The organism is Fictibacillus sp. BK138, assembly GCF_004216955.1.
Taxonomy (GTDB): domain Bacteria; phylum Bacillota; class Bacilli; order Bacillales; family Fictibacillaceae; genus Fictibacillus.
In genome coordinates this window covers 81,768-104,654 of the sequence record NZ_SGXL01000002.1, presented here as the reverse complement: position 1 = coordinate 104,654, position 22,887 = coordinate 81,768, and the positions used below count along the sequence as shown (strand labels likewise).

General features: G+C 41.3%; 22 protein-coding genes. 10 read left to right on the top strand and 12 right to left on the bottom strand.

Annotated elements, in window-relative coordinates; translation table 11 throughout:
• Positions 1-70 precede the first annotated feature (70 nt).
• The 3 genes from EV282_RS17280 to EV282_RS17275 form a co-directional block, all read right to left on the bottom strand.
• On the bottom strand, positions 71-1,627 hold the full coding sequence (locus tag EV282_RS17280; protein WP_130297142.1) for an ABC-F family ATP-binding cassette domain-containing protein: 1,557 nt from the start codon (positions 1,625-1,627) through the stop codon (positions 71-73).
• 140 nt (positions 1,628-1,767) lie between these two features.
• Positions 1,768-1,929: a hypothetical protein gene (locus EV282_RS20395; RefSeq protein WP_165389522.1), complete on the bottom strand. Its 162-nt coding sequence runs from the start codon at positions 1,927-1,929 to the stop codon at positions 1,768-1,770.
• A gap of 64 nt (positions 1,930-1,993) precedes the next feature.
• The gene (locus EV282_RS17275; RefSeq protein WP_130297141.1) at positions 1,994-2,446 is read right to left on the bottom strand and encodes a DUF2269 family protein; all 453 of its coding nucleotides are present in this window, start codon (positions 2,444-2,446) and stop codon (positions 1,994-1,996) included.
• A gap of 123 nt (positions 2,447-2,569) precedes the next feature.
• Here EV282_RS17275 and EV282_RS17270 point away from each other — a divergent pair, with 123 nt between their 5' ends.
• A complete protein-coding gene (locus tag EV282_RS17270) occupies positions 2,570-3,292 on the top strand; it encodes a 5-formyltetrahydrofolate cyclo-ligase (protein ID WP_130297140.1) in 723 nt (240 codons plus the stop codon).
• On the opposite strand, the gene EV282_RS17265 is transcribed toward EV282_RS17270, so the two are convergent.
• Complete coding sequence (locus EV282_RS17265) at positions 3,287-3,856, bottom strand: DJ-1/PfpI family protein (protein WP_165389521.1); 570 nt, start codon at positions 3,854-3,856, stop codon at positions 3,287-3,289. The two genes, EV282_RS17270 and EV282_RS17265, sit on opposite strands and share 6 nt — an antisense overlap.
• A 322-nt stretch (positions 3,857-4,178) precedes the next feature.
• Between EV282_RS17265 and EV282_RS17260 the strand changes: the two genes are divergently transcribed.
• The 6 genes from EV282_RS17260 to qoxD all read left to right on the top strand — a co-directional run bounded on the left by EV282_RS17260 (position 4,179) and on the right by qoxD (position 10,915).
• The gene (locus EV282_RS17260) at positions 4,179-5,531 is read left to right on the top strand and encodes an L-cystine transporter (protein WP_207224348.1); all 1,353 of its coding nucleotides are present in this window, start codon (positions 4,179-4,181) and stop codon (positions 5,529-5,531) included.
• Positions 5,532-5,650: 119 nt separating this feature from the next.
• Positions 5,651-6,529 (top strand): hypothetical protein, encoded by an 879-nt coding sequence (locus tag EV282_RS17255; RefSeq protein ID WP_130297137.1) that lies wholly within the window; start codon positions 5,651-5,653, stop codon positions 6,527-6,529.
• Positions 6,530-6,940: 411 nt separating this feature from the next.
• Complete coding sequence (gene qoxA, locus EV282_RS17250) at positions 6,941-7,918, top strand: cytochrome aa3 quinol oxidase subunit II (RefSeq protein ID WP_226537117.1); 978 nt, start codon at positions 6,941-6,943, stop codon at positions 7,916-7,918.
• Between the two features lie 18 nt (positions 7,919-7,936).
• Entirely contained in the window at positions 7,937-9,877 is a 1,941-nt protein-coding gene (qoxB, locus tag EV282_RS17245) for a cytochrome aa3 quinol oxidase subunit I (RefSeq protein WP_130297135.1), read from the top strand.
• A 14-nt stretch (positions 9,878-9,891) separates the two neighbouring features.
• Entirely contained in the window at positions 9,892-10,512 is a 621-nt protein-coding gene (gene qoxC / locus EV282_RS17240; protein ID WP_130297134.1) for a cytochrome aa3 quinol oxidase subunit III, read from the top strand.
• Positions 10,505-10,915 carry a cytochrome aa3 quinol oxidase subunit IV gene (qoxD, locus tag EV282_RS17235; RefSeq protein ID WP_130297133.1) on the top strand — a complete coding sequence of 137 codons (411 nt, stop codon included), beginning with the start codon at positions 10,505-10,507 and terminating at the stop codon, positions 10,913-10,915. Before qoxC ends, qoxD begins: the two co-directional genes overlap by 8 nt.
• Before the next feature lie 368 nt (positions 10,916-11,283).
• On the opposite strand, the gene EV282_RS17230 is transcribed toward qoxD, so the two are convergent.
• The 7 genes from EV282_RS17230 to pdxK form a co-directional block, all read right to left on the bottom strand.
• The gene (locus EV282_RS17230) at positions 11,284-12,249 is read right to left on the bottom strand and encodes a nuclease-related domain-containing protein (protein ID WP_130297132.1); all 966 of its coding nucleotides are present in this window, start codon (positions 12,247-12,249) and stop codon (positions 11,284-11,286) included.
• 122 nt (positions 12,250-12,371) lie between these two features.
• Positions 12,372-13,643 (bottom strand): glutamate-5-semialdehyde dehydrogenase, encoded by a 1,272-nt coding sequence (locus EV282_RS17225; RefSeq protein ID WP_130297131.1) that lies wholly within the window; start codon positions 13,641-13,643, stop codon positions 12,372-12,374.
• A gap of 63 nt (positions 13,644-13,706) precedes the next feature.
• Positions 13,707-14,840 carry a glutamate 5-kinase gene (proB, locus tag EV282_RS17220; RefSeq protein ID WP_130297130.1) on the bottom strand — a complete coding sequence of 378 codons (1,134 nt, stop codon included), beginning with the start codon at positions 14,838-14,840 and terminating at the stop codon, positions 13,707-13,709.
• Between the two features lie 307 nt (positions 14,841-15,147).
• On the bottom strand, positions 15,148-15,420 hold the full coding sequence (locus EV282_RS17215; protein WP_077364862.1) for a spore morphogenesis/germination protein YwcE: 273 nt from the start codon (positions 15,418-15,420) through the stop codon (positions 15,148-15,150).
• A 204-nt stretch (positions 15,421-15,624) separates the two neighbouring features.
• A complete protein-coding gene (gene bshB2 / locus EV282_RS17210) occupies positions 15,625-16,269 on the bottom strand; it encodes a bacillithiol biosynthesis deacetylase BshB2 (protein ID WP_130297129.1) in 645 nt (214 codons plus the stop codon).
• A gap of 15 nt (positions 16,270-16,284) precedes the next feature.
• The gene (locus tag EV282_RS17205) at positions 16,285-16,635 is read right to left on the bottom strand and encodes a YojF family protein (protein WP_130297128.1); all 351 of its coding nucleotides are present in this window, start codon (positions 16,633-16,635) and stop codon (positions 16,285-16,287) included.
• Between the two features lie 447 nt (positions 16,636-17,082).
• Positions 17,083-17,895 (bottom strand): pyridoxine/pyridoxal/pyridoxamine kinase, encoded by an 813-nt coding sequence (gene pdxK, locus EV282_RS17195; protein ID WP_130297126.1) that lies wholly within the window; start codon positions 17,893-17,895, stop codon positions 17,083-17,085.
• Positions 17,896-18,198: 303 nt separating this feature from the next.
• Here pdxK and treP point away from each other — a divergent pair, with 303 nt between their 5' ends.
• The 3 genes from treP (at position 18,199) to treR (ending at position 22,124) form a co-directional block, all read left to right on the top strand.
• Positions 18,199-19,605, top strand: coding sequence for a PTS system trehalose-specific EIIBC component (gene treP / locus EV282_RS17190; protein ID WP_130297125.1), 1,407 nt, complete (start codon positions 18,199-18,201; stop codon positions 19,603-19,605).
• 87 nt (positions 19,606-19,692) lie between these two features.
• Positions 19,693-21,381, top strand: coding sequence for an alpha,alpha-phosphotrehalase (gene treC / locus EV282_RS17185; protein ID WP_130297124.1), 1,689 nt, complete (start codon positions 19,693-19,695; stop codon positions 21,379-21,381).
• Positions 21,382-21,407: 26 nt separating this feature from the next.
• Positions 21,408-22,124: a trehalose operon repressor gene (gene treR / locus EV282_RS17180; RefSeq protein ID WP_130297123.1), complete on the top strand. Its 717-nt coding sequence runs from the start codon at positions 21,408-21,410 to the stop codon at positions 22,122-22,124.
• Between the two features lie 200 nt (positions 22,125-22,324).
• On the opposite strand, the gene EV282_RS17175 is transcribed toward treR, so the two are convergent.
• Positions 22,325-22,795, bottom strand: a complete 471-nt coding sequence (locus tag EV282_RS17175) for an NUDIX domain-containing protein (RefSeq protein ID WP_165389520.1) — start codon at positions 22,793-22,795, stop codon at positions 22,325-22,327.
• Between the last annotated feature and the right edge of the window lie 92 nt (positions 22,796-22,887).

The following is a 22,887-nucleotide window of genomic DNA, read 5'->3' as shown; positions in this document are numbered from 1 at the left end:
AGACTTAATCAATTTTTCTTCCTAAAATAAAAACCCTCACCAAAAGATGAGGGCTTACAAAATTCATAGATTAAAACACCTTTGTCGTCCAGCTTTCACAGTTCCAGACTTCGTTTGCTACTTCTTTATAGAATTCCGGTTCATGGGAGATCAACAGGACGCTTCCTTTAAAGGCTCTCAGCGCACGCATCAACTCGTCCTTTGCCTCAACATCCAAGTGGTTTGTAGGCTCATCGAGTACCAATACGTTATTTTCATGGTTGATCAGTTTACATAAGCGAACTTTTGCTTTTTCGCCTCCGCTCAGAACTTCCACTTTACTCTCGATGTGTTTTGTTGTTAATCCGCACTTTGCCAGAGCTGCACGAACTTCATGATGAGAGAAGCCAGGGAACTCGTTCCAGATCTCTTCGATGCATGTGTTGTAGTTCGCAGATTTTACTTCTTGTTCGAAATAGCCGATCTCAAGGTTTTCCCCGCGTTCAACCGAGCCAGAAACAGGTTTGATTTCACCTAAAATACTGCGGAGTAAGGTTGTTTTTCCGATACCATTCGCACCGACTAAAGCAATTTTTTGTCCGCGTTCCATACGGAGATTCAGCGGTCTTGATAATGGCTCGTCATATCCGATCACGAGATCTTTTGTTTCAAAGATCAGCTTACTCGGCGTGCGGGCTTCTTTGAAGTTGAACTCTGGCTTTGGCTTTTCTTTTGCGAGCTCAATGACATCCATCTTATCAAGCTTCTTTTGACGGGACATCGCCATGTTACGAGTTGAAACACGGGCTTTGTTGCGTGCCACGAAATCTTTTAAGCCGGCAATTTCCTGCTGTTGGCGCTTAAATGCCGCTTCCAGCTGGGATTTTTTCATCTCATGAACCGATTTAAAGTGATCGTAGTCGCCAACATAGCGATTCAGTTCTTGATTCTCCATGTGATAAATCAAGTTGATTACACTATTTAAGAATGGGATGTCATGCGAAATCAGGATAAACGCGTTTTCGTACTCTTGCAAGTAGCGCTTCAGCCACTCGATATGCTGTTCGTCCAGATAGTTTGTAGGCTCATCCAGCAATAGAATTTCTGGCTTTTCTAATAAAAGTTTCGCAAGCAATACTTTAGTACGCTGTCCGCCACTCAAGTCGTGAACATCACGATCAAGACCGATATCATCGAGTCCAAGACCTCGCGCGATTTCTTCAACTTTTGCATCGATTACATAAAAGTCGTTATTCGTTAGCGTATCCTGGATTACGCCTACATCTTCAAGCAATTTCTCCAGCTCTTCAGGTGTGGCTTCACCCATCTTTTCGTACATGCTGTTCATCTCTGTTTCCATGTCGAGCAGATATTGAAACGCGCTCTTCAGCACGTCGCGGATCGACATTCCTTTTTGAAGAACAGTATGCTGATCCAGATAACCGACGCGGACTTTTTTCGCCCATTCCACTTTTCCTTCATCTGGCTTTAATTTGCCAGTGATTATATTCATAAAGGTAGATTTACCTTCACCGTTTGCACCGATTAGACCGATGTGCTCTCCTTTTAGGAGACGGAAAGAGACATCGTTAAAAATGGCACGGTCGCCGAAACCGTGACTCAATCCTTGTACTGTTAAAATACTCATCTATATAACACCTTTTCTGTCAGTAATTTGTACCCTCTTGATTATAGTATTGAATGGGGAAGGAACTCAATAGGTGTATGACGAATCGTGACAATGAAAAAGCACCCAAGGAGAAAAATTCCATGAGTGCTGCTCGTTTATTATTCTTGTTCACCAGTACGATTTTTAAAAGCTTCCTTTGTAGCTAGGTTTGCTGAGTCAGTCTCGTCACTTTTTTGAACGAGTCTGTTTTGCAGTGTGTTGTCAGGAAAACGGCCCGGATGGCCCTTTTTCTTATGTTCGAATTCTTTTCCGCGTGCCATGTGTTTTTCACTCCTCGTCTCTTTACACCGTATTGTGTCCAAGAGAGGGAGAATTTATGAACACCTAAAAAGGTTTTACGACCATTAAAACGATCAATACTACAGCTAAGCCGTGTAAAAGATAAACATAGGGGTCAAGCTGTTTATCAATGGTCCGATAAGTATCGGGCAGTTCATCGCCTTCATGTGAAGCAAGAATTTCGTTCATTTGTTTTTGTTTCTTAGGTATGATGCCGATTACAAGTACTTGTGCCAGAACATAGATAACAAGCGATGAGATGTACCAAACTTCACTAAATAGTGCAGAATTTAAATAACCTAATAAAAGTCCAGTTGCAAGAAGTGTTAAGCTTCCGATCTTCGGAAAGGTTTCAATCTTTGCGTTAAGCTCAAGTGCAAACCTGGCCTGGCTGGCTGTTTTTGCGAATTTTGTAACGACAGGCATGGCAAAGCTTGCTCCAAGGCCGACAATAGCCGCAATAATGTGAATCAAGACAAGTGTTCCGTATAACGTCATATAAAAAATCCCCCCATTTCAGCATTAATTTCTTTCCCCCACTCAATTTATTACGCTAAACAGGAGAATAGTCCTCTTTTTTATCGGTGACTTTTATCCTAAATAGATGAAAGGAGAGTATAAATGAACCAAAAGGATGAAATCAGGCATAAAGTTTGGAGCAAGCTGACTGAAGAAAAACTTGGAAGATTTCCGTTTCCTTTAACAAATCGGATACCGAACTTCAAAGGGGCGGAGGCTGCTGCAAAATACATAACCGAAATGCCGGAGTACAAAGAGGCTGGAATCATTAAAGTAAACCCTGATTCACCTCAGCTGCCGCTTAGAACTCAAATTTTAAAAGATGGAAAAATGTTGCTCGTACCAACGCCAAGACTTAAGGATGGTTTCATTCAAGTGAAGCCAGAGTGGGTTCCAAAGGGTGAGGAAAGGAAAGCGGCAAGTCTTTCGAGCATTATGAACTATGGAAAAGTAATACCTTTATCTAAGATGCCTTCGATCGACTTGATTGTGGTAGGATCTGTTGCGATCCATCGTGATGGCAGAAGACTTGGAAAAGGTGAAGGATATGCAGACAGGGAATATGCGATTATCCGTGAGCTTGGGAACAAAGAAGTGCCCGTGATCACTTCCATACAAAGTGCTCAGATGGTTGATGATGAAATTCCTGTAGATGTATTTGACTTAACCGTGGATTGGATTGCGACAGAAAAAGGATTGATTGAAACAAAATCACCTTATCCAAAACCGACAGGGATTGTTTGGGCAGAGGTAAGTGAAGAGGACATGGAGACCATGCCCGTTTTAAAGGAAATTAAAGAATTGATTTCTAATAAAAAGTTATGACATAGAAGGTTCTTTAAAATATTGCAGGGGACTTTTTTCTTCAGCAGGTACGATATTAAGATGACGCAATACTTCTTCAGCGAAAATGACATAGTTTGAGCCTGTTGCAGTGACTACATTTTGACCTGTAACAAGATGTTCTTCTTCTTTGTTGTCCCAATTCATAACGGGCAGATACTGTGTATCATCCTGAGTGAGGGAAGCGGTATATTTTACATGGTTTAAAATACCGGCAGCCCCCAGTAAAGCTGGGCCTCCGCATATCGCTCCAATCAGTTTATGGCTATCGAAAAATGTACGAATCATGTTTGTTACACTCGTGTCCTCTAGTAAGTGATAGGGATTTCCGCCTGGAATGATAAGTGCTGCGTAATCGTCTGGATCAACTTCATTGATTGTTATATCAGGCATGATCTTCAATTTTCCGGCTGATGTGACCGCTCTGCCGGAAGAATACGGTGAGCATGTGACTAATTCATAGTCAGAACCATTTAAACACGTGATTAAAATTGAAATTTCAAATTCAGCGAATGAATCATACACGAACAGCAAAACTTTTTTCATAGCTTGACCTCCTTTTATATATCCAAATTTTAGCACCTGCTCATATGAATTTGCTACAAAAACAAGCATAATTTATTTCTTTAAAGAATATATCTGAAACACAACTAAATAAACACACTAATAAACCAGACACAAATGACACTAAAGCTCGCTCTTTCTATTCGGAAGTGCTGGGCTTTTTATTTTGCAAAGGAGGTGGCCGCAAAATTTCCCTCAGTAATTCCTACTTTACAGATGGGTTTTATTGTATTAATATATTTTAGTTAACTAAAGGGGGGACTTGTAGGTGACTACTTACTTAGTTTTATCAAACATTGCAATTATGCTTATACTTTTGGGTGTGTTGTTTTACATGCAAAAGAAGCACGTTTCTTTTTCGAAACGTGTATTCACAGGTCTTGGATTAGGTATTCTTTTCGGTCTTGTACTTCAGTACGGTTATGGTGCTGATTCTGAAGTTGCTTCAAAATCTACTGATTGGTTCAATCTAGTAGGCGGCGGTTATGTAACGTTCTTAAAAATGATCGTGATGCCGCTCGTGTTCATTTCGATCCTTTCAGCATTTACGCGTTTAAATCTTAAAGGAAATATCGGAAAATTAAGCGGATTGATCATTGGTATTCTTGTAGGAACAACAGCTATTGCAGCTGTTGTCGGAATTGGAACATCCGTGGCGTTCGATCTTGAAGCGGTCCAGATCGAGCAAGGTGACGCTGAAACAGCGCGCGGTGAGCAGATGGAGGGTACTTTTGAACAGGTCAAAGACCTTACATTGCCGCAGCAGATTCTATCCTTGCTGCCAGCTAATCCGTTTTTAGATTTTACAGGAGCTAGACCTACATCTACGATTGCTGTTGTTATCTTTGCGGCATTCTTGGGAGTAGCGTACCTTGGAGTGAAGCGGAAGCAGGAAGAACATGCTGAGCTCTTTGCAAAGATTGTGGATGCGTTTTACTCTGTGATCATGCGTGTTGTTACATTAATTCTTCGCTTAACACCATACGGAGTGCTGGCTTTAATGACGAAGACTGTTGCGCTTAGTGATATGGGCGCAATCGCGAAGCTTGGCAAGTTTGTCATTGCTTCCTATGTAGCACTGTTGATTATGTTTGGAATTCACTTGTTATTGTTAACGTTTGCTGGGTTGAATCCAATCACATATATGAAGAAATCTTTTCCGGTACTGTCTTTTGCTTTCACATCACGTACGAGTGCTGGTGCACTTCCATTAAATATCCGTACACAAAAGAGCATGGGTGTGCCTGACGGAATTGCGAACTTCTCAGGTTCATTCGGACTTTCGATCGGTCAGAACGGCTGTGCAGGAATCTATCCGGCGATGCTTGCAGTTATGATCGCTCCAACTGTAGGAATCGATCCTCTGTCACCATCGTTCTTGTTGACGCTCGTTGTAGTTGTAGCGCTTAGCTCGTTTGGGGTAGCGGGTGTAGGTGGTGGAGCAACATTTGCAGCAATCCTCGTATTGTCTGCGATGGACCTTCCGATTGCACTTGCCGGTCTATTGATCTCGGTTGAACCATTGATTGACATGGGCCGTACGGCAGTTAACGTAAGCGGTGCGATGACATCTGGACTATTAACAAGCAAAGTTCAGAAACAATTAGATACAGATGCTTATAATGACAGTGAAAATCAAGTTGAAGTAAGTGCATAAGAACTGAAAAGTGAGACGATCTTGCCTAGTGGCAGGGTCGTTTTTTTGTCTGCTTGAACGGTTGTCCTAGTACTTGCATAGAATACATAAAGTTTAAAATTTGAGTGGAGGAACTCGTGTTGAGTTGCGGTAATGTGAACCCTAACCATAGAAAATTAAAATGTGATAGATGCCAGTGCGGTGAGAGTATATGTACGAGAGAGCTGAGAGAGCAGTTAAGAAAAATTGTGGGAAGAAGAATTACATTACTTTCGAGAGCCAGTATCCCAAATGTGCGCTTTATTGTCGGAAGATTAATCAAAGTGGATTGCGGAACAATTATTGTTGAAAGTGAAACTCCGCAGATTACAGGTCCGTTATTAATAAAAATATGTGATATTATTAGCTTCGCATGCGACAATGCATTTAATCCGTCTCAACCCACCGTGTGTGAATTCGTGAAAAAGCAGGATGAAACATGCTCGATCTGCAAGTGTAAGTGCACAGAGAATGAGTGTATAAGAGAACTAAGAGAAGCACTGCAAGATTGTATTGAAAAGGAAATTGGAATCACGACTCCAGATGGTCCGTTTAATGGGGCATTATTGAAGGTAAGCTGCGGTTTTATTGTTTTAAGAGACAGTCTAACAGGAACGCCGTTTATCTTTTCTATATGCGCCATTTCGAGTGTGATTCAGTTTATTAATCCAAGTTCTGTTTGCAATATGACGAATCAAACAAGGGATTGTAAATTAGATTGTCACTGTGAATGTGTAAATGATAGTTGCACTGAAGCACTTAGAGATGAGTTGAAAGACTGCATTGGGAAGGAAGTTACCCTTACTACAGAAGGTAATTTTATCGAAGTCGGAAGAATCGTAAAGGTAAATTGCGGTACAATCATTCTGCAGCTTGCTATACCCATCCTTATTCCCATTTGTTCGATCACTTCTGTAAGATTAGGGAACCAGCTACCTGTGAATGGACAGCAGACAAATTTGAATAGGATCATTAGATAAAATACAAAAAATAAAGCGCAGGATATTGTTATCCTGTGCTTTATTTTGTTTGTAAATATTCACTAAAAAGGTGTGAAGCCTTTCCAATTAGGGTAAAAATTAAAAACTGAACTTTCTAAAAGAGGATATCTTATTACCAGCAGATGAAGGCTCTTCCAAATTCGTGAACATTGTATGTCAAAACTGTGATAAAGTTGTGAGCTTTATTTGAAGTTCTCGTGACATTTAATTACGGATAAACCACATTTGGAGCGATTCTGATACTATGAAGGCAAAGGTTTTTTGTCATTTGGTTTTGCCTTTGATATCCATTGTGATTTGTTTCACAATGTACTATAATCACTTTTGGTTCGATCGATTTATAAAAGGCAAAAAGAAATGCTTTTAAATAGAGAAAGGAAGGTGGACCTGGTGATGCAACGGTTAAAGCCGTTTTTAACAATCGGGTTATTGATGGCCGTGTTCATGCTAAGCGGCTGCAGCGATATGGTGGTTTTAGATCCAAAAGGACCTGTTGGTGAGCAGCAGAAGGATCTTATTATGTATTCGATCTGGTTTATGTTATTTATCTTGCTAGTTGTATATGCACTTACAGCTTTTATTGTTTATAAATATCGTGATCGCAAAAATCATAAGGGCTATGATCCTGATAATGAAGGAAGTCATTTGCTTGAGACGATTTGGTGGATCATTCCTATTATAATTGTTGTTGCTTTATCGATTCCAACGGTTAAAACGATCTATTCTCTTGAGGGACCTCCTGCAGAGACGAAAGATCAAAAGCCATTGGTGATTCATGCAACATCCGTGGATTGGAAATGGGTCTTCACTTACCCTGAGCAAGACATTGAGACAGTAAACTATCTTCATATCCCTGAAGATCGACCTGTTCTATTTAAACTGACTTCAGCCGATTCTATGGCATCATTTTGGGTTCCTCAACTAGGCGGCCAAAAATATGCGATGGCTGGTATGGAAACAGAACTTTACTTGCAAGCCGATGAGCAAGGAACGTATGAAGGACGAAACTCCAACTTTACAGGAGAAGGTTTTACAGATCATACGTTTGATGTAATGGCTATGTCTGATGAAGAATTTGAAAAGTGGGCGAGTGAAACGAAAGCTGATGCTCCTGAACTAACGAAAGAGCAGTACGACAAGCTGATGCTTCCTGGCCACGTGAAAGAAATGACGTTCTCTTCTACTCACTTAGGATTTGTTAACCATGCTGATCAAGCTGATTATGCGCTTAAAGCTCGAGAGCGATTAGGCTATGAGCCGTTAATTCCTCACTCGAAAGCAGCAAAAGAGAAACGTGAAGAAGAAAAGAAAAAGAAACAAGAACAACAAGAAGAATCAGAGTCTCATGGGGATTCACATGCCCATTAACAGAGGAGGCAACTTAATATGAAATGGGATGAATTTTTCGTAACAGGCGACCCACTGATCTATGGGGCTGACGTTTCCATTGTCTTAACAATGGTGGGGATCCTGTTTTACCTAACTAGATATAAAAAGTGGAAATGGCTATGGACAGAATGGCTAACGACTGTTGACCATAAAAAACTCGGTATCATGTATATCGTTTCTGCGGTTCTTATGCTTTTCCGCGGTGGTGTCGATGCGCTCTTAATGCGTACTCAACTCGCTGTTCCAGATGCGAAGTTCCTTGATTCGCAGCACTATAACGAGATATTTACAACTCACGGTACGATCATGATCATCTTCATGGCGATGCCGTTCTTAATTGGTTTGATTAACGTTGTCGTTCCATTACAAATTGGAGCTCGTGACGTAGCTTATCCTTATTTAAACGCAGTAAGTTTCTGGACGTTCTTTATCGGAGCGATGCTGTTTAACATCTCGTTCGTTATCGGTGGTTCGCCATCAGCAGGTTGGACGAGTTACATGCCGCTTGCGAGTAACGAACTTAGTCCGGGACCTGGGCAGAACTACTACTTATGGGGTCTGCAGATTGCAGGTATCGGTACACTACTAACAGGGATTAACTTCCTAGTTACGATTCTAAAGATGCGTGCACCGGGAATGACGTTGTTCCGTATGCCGATGTTCACATGGTCATCACTCGTAACAATGGTTATCATTATTTTCGCTTTCCCGATTTTAACGGTAGCACTTGCACTTATGTCATTTGACCGTTTGTTCGGAAGCCACTTCTTCACTCTTCAAGGTGAAGGGATGGATATGCTTTGGGCTAACCTCTTCTGGCTATGGGGTCACCCAGAGGTATATATCGTAATCTTGCCGGCATTCGGTATGTTCTCAGAAATTATTTCTACGTTCTCTAGAAAAACATTGTTTGGTTATAAAGCCATGATCTGGTCTATGCTTCTTATCGCAGGATACAGTTTCTTGGTCTGGGTCCATCACTTCTTTACGATGGGTTCAGGTGCAGCCGTTAACTCTGTATTCTCCATCACAACGATGGCGATCGGTATACCGACTGGGGTTAAGATCTTTAACTGGCTGTTCACGATGTACAGAGGTAAGATTCAATTTACGACGCCGATGCTATGGTCACTTGGTTTTATCGTGAACTTCGTAGTCGGTGGTGTTACAGGTGTCATGCTTGCGATGGCAGCAGCTGACTATCAGTACCACAACACATACTTCTTAGTATCTCACTTCCACTATGTGTTGATCGCTGGTACAGTATTTGCATGTTTCGCTGGTTTAATCTACTGGTATCCTAAGATGTTTGGCTACAAGCTGAACGAACGTATCGGTAAATGGGTATTCTGGTTGTTCACAATCGGGTTTAACGTATGTTTCATGCCTCAATACTTCCTAGGTCTTGATGGTATGCCTAGACGTGTGTACACATACAGCGAGGAGTCTGGCTGGGGTCCATTGAACATGGTTTCTACAATCGGTGGATTCATGATGGGTATCGCATTCTTAGTACTCGTTTACAACATGTACTACAGCTTCCGTTTCGCGAAGCGTGAAACAACTGGTGACGCTTGGGATGGCCGTACGCTTGAATGGTCTACTCCTTCAGCAATGCCGCCATTTTATAACTTTGCTAAAATTCCAGAGATTACAGGTCTTGACCATTTCTGGAGACAGAAGCAGGCAGGCAAGGTAGAGAAGTTAACAGCTAAAGATATTAAAAAGATTCATATGCCTAGCAACTCTGGTGTACCGTTTATCATGGGATCGTTCTTCTTCGTTCTTGGATTTGGTTTTGTATTTGACTGGATCTGGATGGCGATTCTCGGTGGTATCGGAGTTATCGGAACATTGATTTACCGTTCATTTGAATATGACGACGGGTATTATGTAAGTGAAGAAGAAGTCATTGAAACAGAAAAGATTTCTAAATAAGGAGGCGTGAAAAAATGGCACATGTAGAAACACACGACCCCAACACGCCTTTAGAGTATCGTTCGGAGACCGGGCGTCTTAACATTCTCGGTTTCTGGATCTTCCTAGGGGCAGAAATTGCGTTGTTCGCAACGTTATTTGCAACGTATATGGTTTTAACACATCGTATTGCAGACGGTCCGGCTCTTGGTGAACTGTTTGAAGTGAAGAGTTTGCTTATTCAAACCTTCTTGCTTTTAACAAGTAGTTTCACCTGCGGCCTGGCGGTTCATGAAATGCGCCGTCATAATGTAAAAGGCTTAATGCTTTGGATGATCATCACACTTGGTTTAGGTCTTGGATTCCTTTACTTTGAGATTCAGGAATTCTTGCACTTCATTCATGAGGGTGCAAACATCGGTACGAGTGCAGCTTGGTCAGGATTCTTTGTTCTTGTAGGAACTCACGGTGCCCACGTAACGTTCGGTATCTTTTGGGTAACGATGGTCTTGATCCAAGTGGCTAAGCGCGGTCTGACGCCTGCCACTTCTGCAAAAGTTTTCATCACCAGTCTTTACTGGCACTTCTTAGACGTAGTGTGGATCTTCATCTTCACTGCCGTTTATCTGATGGGGATGGTGATGCATCATGGCTAATAAAACTGCAGCTAACGGACATGGCGGATTCCCTTGGAAACACTTGATTGGATTTGTTTTATCAATCGTGTTGACGCTGTTCGCATTATGGATTGCGCTAGGGACTGACTTGTCGCTAACTTGGATTTTAATAATCATTTTTGGATTTGCGTTCTTGCAGGCTGCCCTGCAGCTATTAATGTTCATGCACGTGACAGAGAACTCGACGAGCACGAAGCTCACGGGCCGTGTACAGGTAGGTAATATCCTGTTCGCAGCGTTCGTAGCGATCGTTATTGTTCTCGGCTCTGTCTGGGTAATGACAGCAGGCCACGCAAAACACGACAAACATGACGAACCGAAGACTGAGAACCATGGTGAACATGGTGGAGCAGAGAAGTCTGAGGAGCATGGGAGTCACTAATAGAATTGATGAAAGAAAGCCTCTTGCTTGGTTGCAGGAGGCTTTTTTGTGTGGAATTTGGGTGGATGTGGGCTCTCGATGGGCGAGAGCCTTTGGTATTTATGTTCTAGAGTATGTCTTAAGAGTATGATGCTATTTTGGGAGGGAAAAGAACCTTCTCTGGGGATTTATGAGCGATTCTAGGATTTTATGAGCGATTCTAGGATTTTACGAGCGGTTTTAGGATTTTACGAGCGGTTCTGGAATTTTACGAGCGGTTTTAGAATTTTACGAGCGGTTCTAGAATTTTACGAGCGGTTCTAGGATTTTACGACCGGTTCTAGAATTTTACGAGCCGTCCTAGAAATTTATGAGCAATTACTAGGGTTTTAAAGATAGGGTAACGTATATGTTCTTCCTTTGCAGCCTCCGGTATGAGGTAAATTCATATTACTAAGAATACGTTTTGCTACATGCCTGGAAGGGATTTGTAGAAAGTTACAAAATTCTTTATTTGTAATGCTTGCTCCATATAATAATGCGTAATCCTCTAAAGAAGGCAGGTGAAGATTCCGATCTTTTTTAGAACATTTTGGGCAAACCCAAGTATTATGCTTCCTCACCACCGGCATATAAAAACACTTAGTACAATAAACCCCTTTGATAATATCCTTTTCTTCAATCTGATACCTTTTTATTAAGTCGGGGTTGTCTGGAGTATGCTGGCGGACGAGCAGTTTTGAAAGTTTTGTGATTTCTCTTTTTGTCAGTTTCTCAACGGAATGCATCTTATCGAAAACTTGAATCCGTTCTTGGAGATAAGGGCTATGGGTTATATATTGAGGTATGTCTTTATGAGAGGGAAGGGATTTGATGATGGTTCTGGGGTTGCTCATTACAACTAAAGAGTGAACAGGGATATGAGGAACACGATTTCTAGACAGCCAATCGGTTAAGTGAGACCGTTGGCGTTTCACTTGATAAATCGGATTTTGAAATGCTTCTTCACTGCCGTCATCTCTTACTCGGATCACTTGATTAAGGTGATCAAAATGTAAGGTGCCAGTGATGTACTTTACTTCAAGGATTAAAATATAGTGTGTGGATATTAGAAGTGTGTCAATCTGAAAAAAGCTATCGTGGGCAGCCAGCCGTAAGTCATGAAGGACAGTATAGCCTTTACTTAAGAAAGGTTTTAAAAAATAATCGTTGGATTGTTCACCATGATGTCCTGCGAGTCTACCTCCTAACTCATCATTAATGGGTAAAAGTTTAGGATGATTTTGAATTAAACGGCGTTGGAATACCTCAAGCTTTTTGATCCTAAGCGATTTTGAACGATCTTTAACTAGCATTGACGACCTCCTTTGCTACCTAAATATTCTCCTGAAACAATGATTTACCTGTCTATAAACAACAAAAAACAGCCCCGCCAAAGCGAGACTGCTTTCAATAGTAGTTGTGCTACTAAAGTTGTTTATCTAACCTGCCCATCACCAGTCATACGATATTTAATCGTCGTCAGTGCTGGCAGACCCATTGGCCCGCGAGCATGAAGCTTTTGTGTCGAGATTCCGATCTCAGCTCCAAAACCTAGCGCAGAGCCGTCGGTGAAACGAGTTGAAGCATTTTGGTATACAGCAGCTGCGTCAACGGCATTCAAGAAACTTACCGCCGTCTCAGCGTCTTCTGTCACCACTGCTTCAGAGTGCTTCGTGCCATAACGCTCAATGTGAGCCACTGCTTCCTCAACGGATCCAACGACTTTCACAGCTACAGCAAGGCTTAAATATTCCTCAGCCCAGTCTTTTTCAGTAGCTGGGATAACGTCTGGCAGTATTTCGCCAGCTTTTTCGTCACCATGAACTTCAATCCCATGCTTATCAAATAATGCAACGACACGATCTTTATTTTGCTCTAACCATGCTTCATGAAAGATGAACGTCTCGGCTGCATTACAAACAGCAGGGCGGTCTGTTTTTGCATTTTCTAAAATAGCCAGTGCTTTATCAACGTCTGCAAACTGATCAACATAGATGTGACAGTTACCAACGCCTGTTTCGAGCACTGGAACTGTCGCATTCTCGACGACTGTCTGAATCAGCTTTCCGCCGCCCCGAGGAATCAGCACGTCGATGTACTCTTTCATCGTAAACAACTGTCCCGCAGCTTCACGATCTGTTGAAGCGATGAATTGTACAGCGTCCTCAGGAATCTTCGTATCAGCTAATGCTTTATGAATCACAGATACGATTGCTGAGTTGGAATGAATAGCATTCGAACCGCCTTTAAGCACAATAGCGTTACCTGATTTCAATGCTAATCCGGTAGCATCTACCGTTACATTCGGACGAGCTTCATAGATCATGCCGATTACACCTAACGGAACGCGTACTTGTTCTACTTTTAGTCCGTTATCTAACGTCCAGCCTGATAAGATTTCGCCGACAGGATCTTGAAGTTCAACAACTTCGCGAAGTCCGTCAGCAAAATCTTTTACACGGTCAGAAGTTAAACGCAGACGGTCCATGAGAGCCTCTGAAAAACCTTTTTCTTCGCCGTTCTCTAAATCTTTTTTGTTCTCTTGTAATATATAATCTGACTCTTTTTCTAAAACATCTGCAATTACTAATAAAGCTTCGTTTTTCTCTTTTTCGGTCAGTAAGGCAAGCTTTTTTGAAGCTTTCTGAGCTAGCTTTGCCTGGTCTTCTACAATCAATGGTTTGGTTGTACTTTTAAAAGTACTCATCCAACGCCTCCTTGTTATTTTTAAACGTTTGTTTAACTTTCATCAAAACTTTTCATCAAAATTTTAGTGAATCGGTACTGCTAAGCGTGTGTGACACACTAAATCATCATTGTTGATCGCTTCTTCAGGACCAACGTCTTCCAATTCGTCTGTTGAGAAACCTTTGATCTTAATGAGCTGTTTTGATGAATAATTAGATACACCTAGTCCAACTTCATTGCCATCAAGGTCTTTGATGCGGACAACAGAACCCTTTTTAAAGTGTCCACTAACATAATGAATTCCAGTAGGGTAAAGACTTTTCAGGTCATCAATTCCTTCTTTTGCTTTATTGGTAACGACAATTTCGCCTTCGGGTCCTGAATGGAACGCAATCCATTGTAATTTTGTATCCAAGTTGAATTCGTTCTTTTTAGGAACAAAATAAGTTCCTCGTGCGTCTCCTGTTACTGCTTGATGAATGATGTCATTTGCAGTTGCATTACCAAGGAATGAAGAGATGCCTGATGCCATTGCAATCTTGACTGCATCGATCTTAGAGCGCATTCCTCCTGTGCCGACAGCACTGCCGGGTTCGCCAGCGGAATCCTCAATTTCTGGTGTAATTTCGCTTACCTTCGTTAAAAGTTGAGCTTCTGGGTTTTTTCTTGGGTCTTCTGTATATAGACCGTCAATATCTGAAAGGATGATCAGCTGATCGGCATCCACAAGACCTGCCACTTTAGCTGAAAGTGTATCGTTATCTCCAAACTTTAACCGTTCGACGGTTACCGTATCATTTTCATTTACGATTGGAATAATGCCGCGGTCTAATAGAACATTTATTGTGTTACGCGCATTGTGATAACGATTCCGGTCAGAGAAGTCACTTCTTGTGATCAAGATCTGTGAAGCTGTGTAGCCGTGAGAAACAAATCTTTCAGAATAAGCTTCCATTAGAAGACCTTGTCCGATTGAAGCTGCTGCTTGTTTTTCAGATAGAGTAGTTGGGCGATTTAAGCATCCCAATCTTCTGTAGCCTGCTGCAACTGCACCAGATGAAACGAGCAACACCTCATGCCCTTCATCTTTTAATTTAACAACCTCATCTACAAGACGTTCTAATTTACGTCTGCTAATATCACCAAGTCCGCTCGTTAATGAGCTGGAACCAATCTTTATTACAATACGTTTATTCTTTGTTTCATTAAAAGCCATATCTGGTGTTAATCACTCCTGTTTTGTTTGTTAGTTTTTAGTGTTTTTTATTTACTTGTCCGGTCAAAAATTCAACGTTACTGAGTATAACATGGTCAGATTTTATGACAACAGTATTTGGTGAGATAGTGTAGAAAACGGGCAAAAAGTGAAGAAAATCGAAGAAAAGAAGGATATATACGCTATAGAAGGTGAGGGGAGACGAGGGACTGATGAGCGGCGGTATACCGTGGAATTTCCGAGGTTTAATTTACCAATAAATGCAAAAACCCCTCTAATTTAATAGAGGGGGTCACGTTTTTTTAACTTAATATTCTTTTTCCATTTTACGTTTCGCCAAGTATGGACGGCCCCAAACAACGTAAGCTGCATAGTGAGCAAAAACGACGTTTGCGATGAATACCGTTATAAAGAAACTATGAACAAACAGGCTTAAGCTGTCATATGCCATAAATAATCCTACGTAAGTCCATAACAGGGCGATAAACGGTATCTGTGCCAGTGCAAGCTTACGACTATCATTCCACAAAAACAGCGGTGTCGCAGTTGCTACAAACAAATAAACCATGAATACATCCATTACATATCAACCCCTTGAAGTATTGTACACGCTTACAATTTTGACAAATTAGCGTCTAAAATGTGAACGATTTGTTACATTTAGTATACCACAATAGGAGAAAAATGCCACATGGAATTGTACATTTTTTTGAAAATTCAAGTTATTAAACATAAAAAAAGAATCCAGAAGCCCAGCAAGGCAACAGATTCTAATACATAAAAATTATAATGGATAGCGCCAAAATCTTTCTTTTTGAACCCACTCCAGCATCGCAGGATCTTTTTCTACGCTATTAACAAGCCATTGTGTCTGTGAGCGATGCGCTTTGATACAGTTCATTTTGTCTTCAAAAACATCAGAAACATCGGTAACAATATGAGGTGCACCAAGGTCTTCTTCAGAATTTCTCGCAAAAGCTACACATAAAAGTTCTGGACGGTCCGATTCAGCCATGCCCTTAACCGCTCGAACTACTGCTCTTCCCGTTGCTTCATGATCGGGATGCACACTGTATCCTGGATAAAAAGTAATAATCGTTGCAGGCTTCACTTCATCAATAACGGTTAAGAATTGATCTGCGAGAAGCTGTTCATCTTCAAACTCAATCGTCTTATCACGAAGTCCAAATTGACGCAGATCTTTAATCCCGACTGCAGCACAAGCATTCTCTAACTCTTTTTGACGGATGAGAGGAAGGGATTCACGAGTTGCGAAAGGCGGGTTTCCCATGTTTCTCCCCATCTGTCCTAAAGTAAGGCAAATATAAGTTACGGGTGACCCTTTTTTCGTGTGTTGGGCAATTGTCCCTGATACTCCGAAAGCTTCGTCATCAGGATGTGGAAAGATGACTAATAAATGATCGTTCATGAATGATAACCTCCTTTAAACATCAAATGGGGAAGTGCTGAGTTGAAGAGCTACAGCAAGACGGCCTTCCTGATCATGGCCGGCGAGAAGCAGTCTTCCCTCTGAGTCGATTTCCCAATGTGTTAATCCTTCTGCATAGATCCAGCCAAGTTCGATCTTTAACCCGACACGAAAAGGACCGGTGCCCATGATTTTTCCGGACAAAGGTGTTACTTTTCCGTTACGGATATATGCATTAACAGTAAGTACTGATTCGTTATTGTGATTGGCATAAGCGCCATTAGTGGTTTCCAAATGCAAATATAGTTCTTTTCCTATAAATTGATCCAGTGCGTTCTGGACGTCATTAGCTTGAATAGGCTGCATGCTTCTCACTCCTGCTTATGATAGATGTACTTATTATAATTCAAAACAGCGGAAATCGTGTATGATATGCCTGGCATAAAAAAAGTGAGGGTTAATCGCAAACGTGGCTCATGAAAGAAGTTGATTTCCGCTCCAGGTTGCTCGCTTTCCACGGGGCGTGCGGTGAGCCTCCTGCCGCTTTGCGCCATTAGGTTCTTCACCTGACCGCTCGTCCCGTAGGACAAGGAAGGCTCCGGCAGCGAGACATCGCACGAAGAAAAATTGAAGTTTATTTTTCGAGGAGTCTCGCACCTTGTGCTCCAATCAACTTGCAAATGATGATAATAGTAAAAGCTAAAAGCAACAACCTTTTAGGCTTTTATTCAAGATTCCTTTTTGAAAAAATAACTAACGGGCTGTCCAAGTAAGTTAAACCTACTTATTAGACAGCCCGTTTTAAGGTGAAAATTATTTATTCAATTTATTGCGGTATGCACCGTGCCATGTTGGTCCTACATATTGATTGAGTTCAAAACCAGATGCGATTGCTTCTGTAATAAAATCTTTTGCTGTAAGAATCGCTTCACGCGCAGGCTTTCCTTTTGCAAGTTCAGCTGTGATTGCAGCTGAGAACGTGCATCCGGCCCCGTGCGTCCATGTTGTTTCAATTCTTTCTGATTCTAAAACTTCAAACTCGTTTCCATCATATAAAACATCTACAGCACTTTCATGATCAAGTTTTCCGCCGCCTTTTACAATAACGTATTTTGCGCCGTTCGCTTGGATCTTATGAGCTGCTTCCATCATTTGTTCAACAGTCGTAATTGGTTCCATACCAGCTAATTGTGCTGCTTCAAAAAGGTTAGGTGTTACCACTGTTGCTTTTGGTACAAGAACGTTCTGCAGTGTGCTCGCCAGTTCAGGGTGAAGTGGTTCAGCACCTTTACACACCATCACTGGATCGATTACAACGTTTTGAAGGTTGTGCTTTTCAATTAGATCAGCTGTAATTTGGATCGCTTCCACAGATGCCAGCATGCCTGTTTTTAATGCATCAACTCCGATTCCTGCTACAACCGTTTCCAGCTGTTTTTTAAACATATCAGCCGGAAGTAAAAATACTTCATGGAACCAGTCGCGATGAGGGTCTTGAGCGACTACAACGTTAAGTGCTGTCATGCCGTAAACGCCTAGCTCCTGGAATGTTTTTAAATCTGCTTGAATGCCTGCTCCGCCGCTAGTATCAGAGCCTGCAATAGTAAGTGCTTTTTTAGGTGACATTCTATGATCTCCTTTTCAGTTCGTTTCTGCTTCTGTAACAAATTATATCAAAAGAAATTAGGAAAAGGAAAAGTTGCGTTTTTTAGTAAATAACACCAATTAAACGAATGAGTTGACTTATTTGTATATACAGGTTAAATTATTTTTGTAATATGTATATACAAGTTTCCGGTTCTTTGGAAACGCTTCATACACAGTTTGATTAAAGTACTAGTTTTCATCACATGATAATTAAGGGTATAGACACGATAAGACCTTTTTTTTATCAGCAGAAATGGAAACGGTTTCTAGGAGGGAACATTAATGAGCAAAATCCGCGAAACAGCTGAACAAATCGTCGAAGCACTCGGCGGTAAAGATAACGTATCTGCAGCTACACACTGTGTCACACGTCTTCGCCTCGCATTGAAGGACGAAGGAAAAGTTGATGAAAAAGCACTTGAAGATATTGATCTAGTGAAAGGGTCGTTCTCCGCGAACGGCCAGTATCAAGTGGTCATCGGACAAGGTACCGTTGATAAAGTGTACAACGAATTTATCGACATCACGGGTACAGGAAGAGCTTCAAAGGAAGACATTAAAGACGAAGCAAGCAAGAAATTGAATCCGCTTCAACGAGCGATCAAAGCATTAGCGGATATCTTTATTCCTATCCTTCCTGCCATCGTTACGGCAGGTCTATTGATGGGTATCAACAACATTCTGACTGGACCGGGCATTTTTTATGATGAGAAATCATTTATTGATGTTCATAAAAACTGGGCAGATCTCGCTGGCATCATTAACCTGATCGCGAATACTGCTTTCGTGTTCCTGCCAGGATTAATCGGATGGTCAGCCGTTAAGAAGTTTGGTGGAAGTCCATTGCTGGGTATCGTGCTTGGACTCATGCTCGTCCATCCAGATCTATTAAACGCTTGGGACTACGGGAAAACAAAAGATATTCCGACATGGAACCTGTTTGGTCTGCCGATTGAAAAAGTTGGCTACCAAGGTCAAGTATTGCCAGTATTAATTGCATCATATGTATTAGCTAAAATTGAACTCTTTTTGAAAAAACGTATTCCTGATTCACTGCAGCTCCTATTAGTTGCACCAATCACATTGTTAGTAACAGGATTCTTAGCATTTATCGTTATCGGTCCGATTACATTCTCGATCGGGAATGCTGTAACAGACTTCTTCGTATCCATTTTTGATAACTTTGCTTGGTTAGGCGGATTGATCTATGGAGGATTCTACGCACTTCTTGTTGTGACTGGTATGCACCATACCTTCTTAGCTGTCGATCTTCAGCTTATCTCAAACACGGGTGGAACATTCTTATGGCCGATGCTTGCATTATCAAATATCGCTCAAGGTTCAGCTGCACTTGCTATGTTCGTTGCTTCACGCGATGAGAAGCTTAAAGGTCTAGCTGGAACATCAGCTTTATCTGCTTATCTTGGTATTACAGAACCTGCGATGTTCGGGGTTAACTTACGCTTTAGATATCCATTCATCTTTGCGATGATCGGTTCTGCGATGGCAGGTATCGTGATTACCATTGCCGGCGTAAAAGCATCTTCCATTGGTGTAGGCGGAATTCCAGGATTCCTTTCTATCCTGCCGGGAAGCTGGGGCTCATTCTTTATCGGAATGGGAATCGTAATCGTAGTGCCATTCGTACTGACTTATTTCTATGCGAAAGTGAAAAAAGAGAAGAAGTAAATGAAAAACAAGTAAAACCAAACAACCGGATGAACTTTGATTTCCGGTTGTTTTCATTCATAAAGTAATAATTATGGCGGTGAAAAAATGAAGAACGAACCATGGTGGAAACGATCAGTTGTCTATCAGATCTATCCGAAAAGCTTTAACGATACTACTGGAAACGGAACTGGAGATATTCAAGGAATCATTGATAAGCTGGATTATCTTAAGAAATTAGGGGTCGATGTATTATGGCTGACTCCAATCTATGATTCTCCGCAGCGTGATAACGGATATGACATCCGTGATTATTATAAGATTTTCGATGAATATGGAACGATGGAAGACTTTGACCGTTTGCTAGAAGAAGCGCACAAACGTGATCTGAAAATCATCATGGATATCGTCGTAAACCACACGAGCACTGAACATGAATGGTTTGAGCAGTCGCGTTCCTCTAGAGACAAACCATATCGCGATTTTTACATTTGGAAGGACCCTGTTGATGGCGGGGAACCGACGAACTGGGTTTCCAAGTTTGGAGGATCTGCGTGGAAATTAGATGAGGAGACAGGACAATATTACCTTCATCTCTTTGACGTGACACAAGCTGATCTGAATTGGGAGAACGAAGAAGTCCGGCAGAAGGTTTATGAGATGATGAACTTCTGGTTTGAGAAGGGTGTTGATGGCTTCCGTCTTGATGTTATTAATCTCATCTCAAAAAATCAGGAGTTTCCTGATGATGATGGATCAGTGGCACCTGGTGATGGCCGTAAATTTTACACGGATGGTCCGCGCGTTCACGAATTCATGCAGGAGATGAACAGAGAGGTCTTCTCGAAGTATGATGTATTGACCGTAGGAGAAATGTCATCCACAACGATCGATAATTGTGTAAAGTACACGAATCCAGATCGTAAAGAGTTAAGCATGACTTTCAACTTTCATCATTTAAAAGTAGATTATCCGAACGGTGAAAAGTGGAGTGTTGCCGATTTTGATTTTTTGAAACTGAAAGAGATCTTATCCACATGGCAAGTTGAAATGCATAAAGGAGGAGGTTGGAATGCGCTCTTTTGGTGCAACCATGATCAGCCAAGGATTGTATCTCGTTATGGGAATGATGGAAAGTACCGCGTAGAATCAGCAAAAATGCTTGCGACGACGATTCATATGATGCAAGGTACACCATACATCTATCAAGGTGAAGAGTTCGGCATGACAAATCCGAAGTTTGATTCGATTGAGCAGTATCGAGATGTCGAGTCCTTAAACATGTTCAAGCTTTTAAAAGAAGAAGGACGAAGCGAAGATGAGGTTCTAGAAATTCTGAAGCATAAATCACGTGATAATTCGCGTACTCCTGTTCAGTGGAATGATGAGGAGAATGCTGGATTTACATCAGGGGAGCCCTGGATTCCGGTTGCGGACAACTATCACCAGATCAATGCAGAAGAAGCAGTTAAGGATGAGAGTTCTGTCTTTTATCATTATCAAAAACTGAATCAGCTCAGAAAAGAATTAGACATTGTGACATATGGTGATTATGAGCTTATATTAGAGGATCACCCAGAGATTTTTGCTTATTTCCGTAACCGCGAAAATGACGAAAAACTGCTGGTCGTTAATAATTTTTACGGCAAGGAGACTACGTTCACATTGCCTGAAGAAAATATGGCTGATGGCTATAAAGCAGATGTGCTGATAAGCAATTATGACTCCAGTCCAGAAGATTTTTCTTCTTTTACATTGAGACCGTATGAATCTGTCGTTTTTCACTTAAAAAAATAATGCTACAATAAGCATGGTGAATAATGATGCGAAAAAATAAATTTCAAGAAATCTATCAAGAGCTGTCTTCACAGATTACAGAAGGTATTATTGCGGCTAACACACAGCTTCCATCTGAACACGAACTTGCAGACCGCTATGAAACATCAAGAGAAACTGTTAGAAAGGCGTTGAACCTCTTATCTCAAAACGGATTTATTCAAAAAATCCGGGGAAAAGGGTCGATTGTCCTGGAGACGAACAAGTTCAGTTTTCCTGTTTCAGGGTTAGTCAGCTTTCAAGAGCTGTCTGAAACGATGGGAAAAAGCAGTGTTACGACTGTACATGAATTTGGATTGATCGAACCTGACAGTTTTCTGCAGCAGCAGCTTCAGGCTGATTCGAATGAACTTGTTTGGAAAGTGATTCGTTCGAGACAAATCGATGGGGAAACCATCATTTTGGACAAGGACTTCTTTTTGAAAAAGTATATTCCGAAGCTGTCAAAAGAAATCGGTGAAAAATCAATCTATGCTTATTTAGAAAAAGAGCTCGGATTAACGATCAGCTTTGCAAAAAAAGAAATTGTAGTCGTTGAATGTACAGAAGAGGATAAACAGCTACTGGACCTGGATGGCTTTCAGCACATTGTTGTTGTGAAAAACTTTGTGTATTTAGATGATGCGAGCCTATTTCAATATACGGAGTCCCGTCACAGATTAGATAAGTTTCGATTCGTGGATTTTGCGAGGCGGGGGAGATAGGTGATGAAGGAGCGAGGGGGAAAATGCCTCGCTCTTTTTTGTTGTTTTTATTATGTGTGAGAGAGTGTCGGATATTGTCGGCAAAAGTAAACTCGTGGATAAACGCCTTAAATTTCTGGATTGAAGAGCAAAATTTGTGGATTCACCCCTGAAATTTGTGGATTCAGCAGCAAAACTTCTGGATTCATCGTCTACCGCCACTAATTTATATCTCCCACATACACCTTAAGGGTACTTTCACCGCTATTTATCCCTTGAATCATCGGGATCAACTCCTTAGGATAGTAGTTAATTTCCGAAAGCTGGTCAATCGGCAGCCAAACAACACCTGTTTGAGTAGAATCAGGCTCCATCGGATCAAATCTCTCCGGAATCTCCTCCAAAAAAGCTTCAAAGATATGCTCCACAATGTGACCTTGATCGTCCATGGGCTGATCGGAAATGTGGTTTTTGCTTATAAACTCTCGCACCCAAAGAAGCTTGCCAGCTTCAACCTTCACACCAAGTTCCTCCATGCATTCACGGGCAACAGCGTCTGATAGTGTTTCATTAAAATCCTGTCCGCCGCCGGGCATTATGTATTTTTTACTATCACTGCTTTGCTTTTCAATCGTGAGTAAGTGATGATTATGTATGATTAACGCCTTCACTGAACTTCGAATTTTATACAAATGAATAGCCTCCATTACTAGTCTTTACTTTAATTTACCACTCTTAAAGTGTTGACAGCATCTGTAAAGTCCGTTAGTATGTAAAACAGTTA